An 8,916-nucleotide genomic window follows, 5' to 3' on the forward strand; every position below is an offset into this window, starting at 1 on the left:
CGCGAGTCTTATTGACAACAAGCAAATCTCCCGCTTCGAGATAGTCAAGTATGTCAAAGAAGTGACGGTCATCAACACTGCCCGCAGGACGCCCGTCTGAGGTCGCATCGCGATGCAATACCAGCAAGCGACACGAATCACGTGGCTCGACAGGGGTTTGCGCAATCAACTCTTGCGGCAATTCATAATCAAAATCATCAGTGCGCATAGGCATGTGTATAGCTCCTCGCAAACGAAACAAAAGGCCGCGACAACAATAGCACGAGCCTACTTGCGACGACGCCAAGGAGCGAAATTGGCAGGTACAGGATGAGCACCCTTGAGCGAGGCGGGTGCAATTGAAGGTGCGGTCTCGGCACGACGCAGGATACGATTATGCTTGAGTGCCTTTGCAGATTTGGCCTCAAGGTAAACGCTACCCGAACCAGGAGCAACGCTAAAGTCACCGTAACCTTCTTCATCAATTACTACCTTATCTTCCTGACCCACGACACAGACAAAATCTTTGCCCGCATGCTGGGTACCCACATACATGTGCTTGGTGCCACCCTCCCCGTCAGTAATTACCACCGCAATACCACTGCCTGGATGTTCGTCATCGCCTTCACGCGTCCAGCCAATGGTGTCTTTATCGTCAAAATAGTCATGTTGTACGCCATATGCATAACGCTGACGAATTTCCATAAGCAAGGGAAGTTTACGCACCACGGGCAACGCGGGCGTATCTTCTCCCTCTTCGCCAGCCTTCGCCTCGGCTCCAGCACCAAAGAGATCGCCATAAAAGACACAAGGATAGCCTGCTTCACGCAGCAATATCAGCATGTAAGCGCTCGGTTTGAACCATGATGCAACTGTAGATGCCAATGCTTGGCCTGGCTGGGTATCGTGATTATCTACAAAAGTCACTGCATGTACAGGCTTGCTTGCTACCAAAGTACCATCAAAAAGCTGTGCTAAATCCATGCTGCCCATACTATTTGACACACCAAAAAGCTTGTAATGTAGCGGTACATCAAAAAGACTCATGGGCGCGTCTTCGCCCAGATATGCTTCGAGTTCGCTCAGCTCAGGCGACCAATACTCACCTACGGTAAAAAGTTCACAGCCACATTTTTCACGTAAATGAGCAATCCAGCGACGAAAGAAAGACTTTGACACGTGCTTGAGCGCATCAAGACGCAAACCATCAAGACCCGTTGTCTTTATATACCACTCACCCCAGCGCATCAGCTCTGCTTCAACGGCAGGGTTGTTGACATCAACATCGTTGCCCATGAGGTAGTCGTAGTTGCCATTTTCAGTATGGTCAACATCCTCGTCCCACTCCTTGCCAGCAAAGCGAAAGATACCTGTCTGATGCGTGTCCTCGTCCCAATCAGTACCGTGAAAACAGGTCCAATCCCACTGAAAATCAGAGTATTGAGCGTTACGTCCAGGAAAACGATAGCGGGTCCACGCAGAAATGGTCTTTTCGTCTGTCACGTCAGATTCACGTGCGGCTGGATCAACCTCGAATGCACGCACATGCTCAGTCTCCTCACCACCCATACGATGATTGAGTACGATGTCACCCAGCACCTGAATACCTGCCTTTTGCAGGGCAGCAATCGCCGCAAGATATTCTTTTTTGGTGCCATATTTGGTACGTACCGAACCACACTGGTCAAACTCACCCAAATCCCAGATGTCATACACGCTATAACCAACGCTCTCGCCGCCCTCAGCTGCTTTGTACGCAGGCGGCAGCCAGACCGCCGTGATTCCCATCTGTGCCAACGTCGGCGCAAGCCGTGCCATACGCTTCCAATGTTGACCATCTGCAGGAAGATACCAAGAAAAACCTTGGAGCATCATGCCATTATTCATACGTTCCTCCAATGTAGGAATTCGTGAGGAGTTTGGAGCACATCGTAGGGATAGATAGAACAAAGTAAGACGTCAGGCTGGATACGGTTATCCCTCGCCAAATCAATCCCCCTAGCCAAGCTGTTTTTGACGCGCAGCCTTGCGAACATCACGTGCCTGTTGGCGGTCACGTGCGGCCTCTGCTGCTGAAAAACGACAACCACAATAGTTTTGGCGATACATATTGAGCTCACGCGACTCTATAGTCGCTTCAGGATAATACGGGCGAAAATCACGCCAGACCGGCGTAAGGCCGTAACGATGTGCCAACGCAAAAAGCACCTCATGGCAGACCTCAAAAAGCTGATACGGCGAGACTACCAGCGTTGTGCTGATATATTCAAAGCCCTGCTCAACAGCTACACGACAACTTTCCTCAAGACGCTGTGCATAACAAGCACGACAGCGACGCTCGCGCTTGAGTCCGGCAGGCGCCACCTTGCGCTCCCAGCTCTCACGGTCATCACCAGCTACGATAACATCTACGTGAGCACTATCATGTGCCCAAGCCTGCAGGGTACGCAGACGTAAGTCGTGCTCGGCTACAGGTGCAATATTGGGATTAGTCCAACAGATTAGGGGATCCCAACCCTCCTGCCGCAAAAGTTTGAGCGGTTCAAGCGAGCAAGGACCACAGCAAGCATGCAAAAGCAAGGGTGTGCCAGGATGAGGAGCTGTCCTCTGCAGTGGAGGCATTATCGTGGCGTTTTGCTTTTCCATGCCACCTCCTCAAGATGGAGCGTTCGAGCGGCAAGTGAGCTTTGCAGCAAGGCAAGCATAGCAGACTCATTTGTGAGGACTATGAATACGCACTGAAAAAGACTCGACAGCCTTTTGAGCTGCCGAGTTTCAAATTGTTTGCATTTATGCAGGTAGACGCTTAGTTTTTCCCATCATCACTGGAGGCACGGGGAGTTTCTAAAGCAGAGACAAACTGCTCAAACTGAGACGTGCTCTCACGGAAATCATTGGGTAACACTACCGTCGATGCGCCCTTTTCGGCAAAGCCGCGCATCATATCAATCCACTGGGTAAACTCAAACAAACGATTGGCATCGGCCTCAGTGAGCTCAGATCCCTTAATGGTATCGATGGACTCTTTGATGCCACGAGCAATAGCAACGCGTTGGTCAGCGATACCTTGACCCTCGGCTGCCATAGCTTCGGCGCGAGCCTTTGCTGCGATAACCGTCTTTGCACGCTCGGCATTTGCATCATTGGTAGCAGACTCAAGGTTATTCTTGGATGCGATGATATGGTTCATCGATTCCTGAACCTCTTGAGGCAGACGGATTGAAGTAATCAGCGTAGTTACCAGCACAATGCCATAGTTCAGCATCTTTGCCGCAACTGCTTCGTCAATTGCCTGAGCAATGGCATCCTTCTCAGAGAAGACTTCATCAAGACTACGATTAGGAATTTGGCTACGCAGAGCATCTGCCAGATAATCCTGCATCTGAGTCACAGGGTTAGTCAGGGTGTAACGGCTCTTCCAAATACCACTCTCAGAACCCAAGTGAATATCAGATGCGTCAACGTGATACTGGATAGACACATCCAACTCAATGGTGACATTGTCAGAAGTTTTGGCATCAAAGGTCATATGCTGATCTTCGGTCATCAAGTCCACATCAAAGGTGCGATCAGCGTAAGGTACCTTCACATGAAAGCCAGGCAACATAATGCCATGAAATTTACCGAGTCGCTCGACGATTGCAACGTGCTGTTGACGCACAACATACGCCGTCGAAAGCACTGCGCTACCACCAAGGAGCAGCAAAATTATCAATGGAAAAAACATCGCATTTGGAAAAAACATCGCATTTCCTTTCTCAGACGCAGCCCTCTTGGCTGCATCCAAAAGACGAAGTGGATAGTACCCTTCTCCACCTGCTCTTAATCTGAGCTTGGCGGACGATATTTCTGATATAAGTCTGTCATCACAATACCATCACAATCTATTGCGCCCAACTTCCCTGCCCGCTGTCTGCTGCGTTGTGGGATAATCGCGAAGCACAGCCATCAACTCTAGGAGCAGTACGCATGTCTTCTGTAAATCGCCCAAACTTCCCTCATCGCGCCGTTATCACAGGCGGAATGCCTTATGGCAACAAAAACCTGCACTTTGGCCACATTGGTGGCGTATTTGTGCCAGCGGATTTCTTTGCCCGCTTTCTGCGCGACCGCATTGGTGCCAAAAACGTGTTGTTTGTTTCGGGCACCGACTGCTATGGTTCACCCATCATGGAGGGCTATCGCAAGAAGGTCGAGGACGAAGGCTATGCGGGCACCATCGAAGACTACGTACGCGACAATCACGAAGCGCAAAAGACCTCACTTGATGCCTATGGCATTTCTCTCGATATCTTTGCAGGTTCTGGACTGGAGCCAGCAGCTCATTTTCATGAAGAACTTTCCGATACCTTGATTTATCGTTTGTATGAAAAGGGCGTTCTCATCAAGCGTGAGACTTTGCAGTTTTATGACACCAAAGCCAAGCAGTTCCTCAATGGTCGCCAGGTTATCGGTCGCTGCCCCATCCGTGGTTGCAAGTCCGAAAAAGCCTACGCAGATGAATGCGATTTGGGTCACCAATTTGATCCCGAAGAGCTTATTGCACCTGTGTCACAGCTCACTGGTACCACACCCGAGCTGCGCCCCGTTGCAAACTGGTACTTTGATTTACCGAAATACCAGCACGTGCTCGAGGAACTCATGGACGAGTGGGACGCCGATCCTCAAGTGCGCGCTATTGTCACCAAGACGGTGCGTGAGTCGCTTGTGGCACCAGTAATGTATATCCAGACCAAGTTTCGCGAGGCCTACCATGCCGTTGAAGCACAGCTGCCTCAGCACACAACCATTGAGGCCGAGAAAAACCAGTCGTCCTTCTCGGTCGAATTCAACAACTGGCAAGATCGTGACAAAGCACGCAGTGTTTTGGAGGGCGCCGAGATTCGCTTCCGCACAGGCAAAACCCTGCTGCCATTCCGCATTACGGGCAATATTTCTTGGGGTGTACCGGCACCAGATATCGATGGCTCTGCTGCTGCTACAAACCAAGATTTAACTGTATGGTGCTGGCCCGAAAGTCTGTGGGCACCTATCTCCTTTGTGCAAACCGCACTCGCACTTGATGCTAACCGTAGTAGCGAAGGCCAGACGCCACGCTACGCCAATCACGATTGGCGCGCATGGTGGTGCGATCCCGAAGCAAAGGTTTATCAGTTCATCGGCCAAGATAACATCTATTTCTACTGCGTTGCTCAGCCCGCAATGTGGACAGCACTTGATTGGAAGCTCACGCAGGACACACCAATTGCCAACTATCACGTGCTCTTTATGAATAAGAAGGCCTCCAGCTCGGGTGCTATTAAACCTCCAATGGCAGCCGAACTGCTTGATTACTACACGCCCGAACAGCTGCGCTGTCACTGGTTGTCGCTGGCCCTCGATCAAAAAGCGGTATCCTTCTCCCCTAAGGCTTTTGACACTTCTGTCTCACACAAGGACAAAAGAACCGGTGAAGAAGTGCTGGTAAAGGATGATCCGCGTGTGGCTGACCCCGCTCTTAAAGAAAGCGCATTTTTGACGAATATCTTTAATCGTTTAGCACGTTCCTGCTTTTATGGTGCGGCAAATATCTGTAAGGGCCACCTGCCCACAGTAGCTGCCAATGCCGAAGTTGTTGATGAATGCCGTGAAGCTGTGCTTGCCTTTGAACGTGCAGCTCACGTATTTGATGCACACAGTGCTCTAGGCATCGTAGATGATTTTGCTCGCGCTGCCAACAAACGTTGGGGCAATGCAAGCAGGGCCGCCAAGGGCGATGATGCTGCCTACGAGCAAGCGCTTGCTGATGCCTTTGCAGCATTACGCACAACGACGCTGCTCATGCATCCCGCCGTACCTGCTGGCTGCGAAAAGATTTGCGAGTACTTGGGCTTTGAGTCAGAATTCTTCTTCTCTTGGAAACATTGCTTTGAGGATCCAGCAGGATTGGTCGCACTGCTTGGCCAGACTCCGGCTGAGCATGCTATCGTAACTTTACCTCCACGTTTTGATTTCTTTGAGAAGCATCCGAGTCAAGGTAGATAAACATGCTTGAATTATCCCCAGACCAACTCACGCCCGAGTTGCCACCCCTGCATATTCCACGCCCCTATGCGCGCCCGCATACACAGCTCACGCATGAGTTTGATGTGCTCACCAAGGATGGGGCCCATATTCACGCATTTCTCTATGCGCCAGCGGACGGGGCACCTGCGGTAGTGAATGCCGCTGTTCCTTTTTGCTACCCCATATTGATGTTACACGGCAACGGTGAGGAACATGGAATTTTTGGTGCAGTGATTGATGCGTTGGTTGGCTGTGGGCGCACAGTACTTGCGGTGGATTCTCGAGCTCAAGGCGTAAGCACAAGAGGCACTGCTCCGCTCACGTATGAGCTCATGTGCGCTGATGCTATTGCTGCACTTGATGCTGCAGGCCTCGCAAAAGTACACGTACTAGGTTTTTCTGATGGCGCTATCGAAGGTTTGTTGATGGCACGCGATTATGCGGAACGTGTGGCTTCGCTCTGCTCGATTGGCGCAAACCTTTCGCCTGACACTATGGGCAGCAATGATTTTTTTGAAGAAACCGCTGAGGCATATCGCGCTTGGTCTGTTGCTGGTGATGAGTCTGCCTATTACGAAGACGGTACGCCAGCCCCCAGCCGTGCAGAGGCCTCTGATATAGCAGAGTTGCTTCATATGATGGTAGTCGAGCCACATATTGATCCTGCGAGCTTGGAAGATATTGCTTGTCCTGTCTGCGTTATGGCAGGTGAGCTCGACGAAATTCCGCAAAGCGAAACCCATCGCATCGCCACAGCAATTCCTGGCGCACGCGAAGTCATCATCGCAGATGCTGATCATACGTTGCCCAAAGTCGCCCCCGAGGCCGTTCTCCGCGAACTGCTCGTTACCATCGCCGCTGCCGAGTAACAGTCAATCTGCTTTTCTGTTGTCCTATCGTCCTTATGTCCTTTCCGCTATCAGCGCAGCTCCCAAGCGCCAACAAAGGCCACGTTTCATTTCATACCAGGCGTCAAACGCCACGTTCTATTTCATACCAGGCGTCAAATGCCACGTTCTATTTCATGCCAGGCGTCAAACGCCACGTTTCATTTCACACCAGATGTCAAACGCCACGTTCTACTTCACTTTTTTTACCAAAAGCCACGTTTCATTTCACGCGAAAAAAATCTACCTGCGGAAACGTCAAGCTCTTTGAAACAGAGTGTGGCTTTTGACATTTTTTCTGAAACAGAACGTGGCGTTTGGCAAGCAGGGCCACTCTGCTTGAAATGATCCGTGGCTTTTAATAAGCGAAGCAATGTTGTTTGAAACACTTCGTCGCACCTGACAAGCTGAGCACCACTCGCTACGGGAAAGTGTGGAGATAAGCTCCAACCATCCAATTGTTGAAAACTTCCCTATCACAAGTCCCCTTACTATTAAATAACCTCGAATTCGCTCTTACTTGACATAACTTTGCACAAGCTGGCAACTGGCTTGCAGCACCCTGCACTCAGCTTGCCGTCAGCTGATTTGGCCAGACTGACGTATGTCAAATACCTCAGAGTTCCTTCATACAATTAATCTACCAGCAGCGATACGCTTATGTAGTCAGCTTTTACAGAGCTACTTTTAACATCAGACTAAAAGCCTCCGACGAGATCAGGTGATTACATGGGCGCATCTGCATCACAAAAAGCTTCGATACTGCTTGACCAAGCAGAGCTACAAACACGCTGTTTAGGGCCAGTAAATAAAGCACAAAGCTTAGCTTTCTTCCGTCTAAAACAGCGAGGCGAGGTTGTCTCTCCTCTGGAGGGGCTTTTTATACGCACTGAAGTTTGGAACCAACTCAATCCTGTAGAGAGACATCTGCACATTGCACGCGCTCTGCATGAAAGACACCCTCATTGGATCTTTTGCGGACCAACGGCAGCGGCGGCACATGGCCTTGCAATCAACTATAAATTTTTACACCACATACATCTCTGCCATCCAACGGATACCAATCGTAAAGCGGGATTGCTAACTCATCACCGCTTTAACTCTCAAATGATAAATCCGCGACATCCCCTAGAGTTTCATGCGGGAATTCCTATAGTGAGTTTGGAAGCAGCCGCAGTGCAATGCCTTTGTGTGATGGATTTTACCAACGGGCTCAGCATTGCAGATTCAACGCTTCGTGCAACGAGAAAGTCAGCAGGCTGGCTCGGTGCGCAAATTGACGAGTTGGGGCATGGCTTCCGGGGCATCAAACAGGCACGTTTAACTGCTCGCTTTGCGAATGCATTATCCGAAAATGGAGGCGAGTCAACTGCACGAGCAAAAATGATTGAATTGGGATTTTGTGTTCCAGAGCTACAAGTAAATGTAACGGACTCTCTTTCTGGATCACACTACCGGGTTGATTACTACTGGACATGCGATGACGGAAGTGCCATCGCAGGCGAGCTAGATGGACGCCAAAAGTATAGTGACCCTGCAATGACACACAGTCATACCTCCATAGAGGTACTTGCCGAAGAACGTCTGCGCGAATCCCGCATCACCCGTGAGATGCGCGTCATACGGTTTTCGTATGCTAATGTCTGTGACAGCAATTATTTCCAGGCATTGTTGGATTCCTATCGCGTGCCTCGTGTCTCTTGTCCACCCGTTACGAAGGCTGCGCGACGGAAAAGATGAGGATAGAAGGATACTGCAGGAGCCTTGTGCTGTTTCGCGCCCGGTGCCAAAAGCCACGTACTATTTCATGCCAGGCGCCAAAGGCCACGTTTCATTTCACACCAGGTGTCAAACGCCACGTTCTACTTCACTTTTTTAGCCAAAAGCCACGTTTCATTTCACGCAAGAAAAATTTACCTGGGCAAACGTCAAGGCCTTTTGAAACAGAACGTGGCTTTTGACATTTTTTCTGAAACAGAACGTGGCGTTTGGCAAGCAGGGCCGC

7 protein-coding genes are annotated in these 8,916 nt (G+C 50.3%); 3 read left to right on the forward strand and 4 right to left on the reverse strand.

Going from position 1 to position 8,916, the window contains the following annotated elements; all coding sequences use genetic code 11:
• The 4 genes from Q0X25_RS05695 to Q0X25_RS05710 form a co-directional block, all read right to left on the reverse strand.
• Nucleotides 1-208: S-adenosylmethionine:tRNA ribosyltransferase-isomerase (locus Q0X25_RS05695; protein WP_298579803.1), on the reverse strand; the 208-nt coding region annotated here is incomplete at its 3' end.
• Nucleotides 209-267: 59 nt separating this feature from the next.
• Nucleotides 268-1,866 (reverse strand): alpha-amylase, encoded by a 1,599-nt coding sequence (locus Q0X25_RS05700; protein ID WP_298579786.1) that lies wholly within the window; start codon nucleotides 1,864-1,866, stop codon nucleotides 268-270.
• 111 nt (nucleotides 1,867-1,977) lie between these two features.
• Nucleotides 1,978-2,625, reverse strand: coding sequence for an epoxyqueuosine reductase QueH (locus Q0X25_RS05705; protein WP_298579789.1), 648 nt, complete (start codon nucleotides 2,623-2,625; stop codon nucleotides 1,978-1,980).
• Nucleotides 2,626-2,785: 160 nt separating this feature from the next.
• On the reverse strand, nucleotides 2,786-3,724 hold the full coding sequence (locus tag Q0X25_RS05710) for an SPFH domain-containing protein (protein ID WP_298579791.1): 939 nt from the start codon (nucleotides 3,722-3,724) through the stop codon (nucleotides 2,786-2,788).
• A gap of 224 nt (nucleotides 3,725-3,948) precedes the next feature.
• Between Q0X25_RS05710 and Q0X25_RS05715 the strand changes: the two genes are divergently transcribed.
• The 3 genes from Q0X25_RS05715 to Q0X25_RS05725 all read left to right on the forward strand — a co-directional run bounded on the left by Q0X25_RS05715 (nucleotide 3,949) and on the right by Q0X25_RS05725 (nucleotide 8,651).
• Nucleotides 3,949-6,003, forward strand: coding sequence for a class I tRNA ligase family protein (locus Q0X25_RS05715; protein ID WP_298579794.1), 2,055 nt, complete (start codon nucleotides 3,949-3,951; stop codon nucleotides 6,001-6,003).
• A gap of 2 nt (nucleotides 6,004-6,005) precedes the next feature.
• Nucleotides 6,006-6,893, forward strand: coding sequence for an alpha/beta fold hydrolase (locus tag Q0X25_RS05720; protein ID WP_298579797.1), 888 nt, complete (start codon nucleotides 6,006-6,008; stop codon nucleotides 6,891-6,893).
• A 747-nt stretch (nucleotides 6,894-7,640) separates the two neighbouring features.
• Nucleotides 7,641-8,651: a hypothetical protein gene (locus tag Q0X25_RS05725; protein ID WP_298579800.1), complete on the forward strand. Its 1,011-nt coding sequence runs from the start codon at nucleotides 7,641-7,643 to the stop codon at nucleotides 8,649-8,651.
• Nucleotides 8,652-8,916 lie beyond the last annotated feature (265 nt).

The organism is uncultured Olegusella sp. (assembly GCF_947253395.1).
Taxonomy (GTDB): domain Bacteria; phylum Actinomycetota; class Coriobacteriia; order Coriobacteriales; family Atopobiaceae; genus Olegusella.